The organism is Streptomyces sp. NTD91 (assembly GCF_059510455.1).
Map to the genome: position 1 here is coordinate 1 of NZ_JCAJZW010000146.1, position 772 is coordinate 772.

At 68.7% G+C, this 772-nt stretch carries 1 protein-coding gene; it reads right to left on the bottom strand.

Annotation, left to right across the window (positions count from 1 at the left end):
* A partial coding sequence (locus tag AC5WRT_RS38970; protein ID WP_496098945.1) for an IS481 family transposase occupies nucleotides 1–772 on the bottom strand: 772 nt, incomplete at both ends.

Sequence of the window (772 nt, forward strand, 5' to 3'; positions counted from 1 at the left end):
AGAGGTTGGGGACGCGACTGGCGGGTGGCTGGCCCTTGAGCGCGGTGTGTCCGCGGTGGTGATTGTAGGTGTGGAGCCAGGCGGGGTAGGCGTCGCGTCGCTCGGCTTCGCTCCGGTAGGGCTGTGCGTAGGCCCATTCGTCGAGGAGGGTTCGGTTGAACCTCTCGACTTTCCCGTTGGTCTGGGGCCGGTAGGGGCGAGTTCGTTTGTGTGAAATCCCTGACTCCGCAAGGGAGTTGCTCCAGAGGTGGGATTTGTAGCAGGAACCGTTGTCGGTCAGGACGCGTTCGACGGTGATCCCGGCCCGGGCGAAGAAGGCGTGGGCCCGCGTCCAGAATCCGACGGCGGTCTCCTTCTTCTCGTCGGCGAGGATCTCGCTGTAGGCGAGGCGGGAGTGGTCGTCGACGGCGTTGTGGAGGTAGCTGTAGCCGGCACCGGAGCGGGTCTTGCGGCCCGCCTGGCGTCCGAGGGTCTTGTGGCCGCCGCCGTCGGGGATGTTGCCGAGCTTCTTGATGTCGACATGCACCAGCTCGCCCGGGCGGTCGCGCTCGTAGCGGCGGATCACCCGGCCGGTGGCCCGGTCCAGGTGCGCGAGCCGGGCCAGGCGGTAGCGGACCAGGACGCGGTGGACCGTGGCGGGGTTCAGGCCCAGAAGGTAGGCGATGCGGGCCGGTCCCCAGCGGCGCAGCACACGAACCTTGATGATCCGGCGTTCGGTGCGGGTCGGGGTACGGTGCGGGCTGTGGTGCGGGCAGCTGGAGCGGTCGGTCAT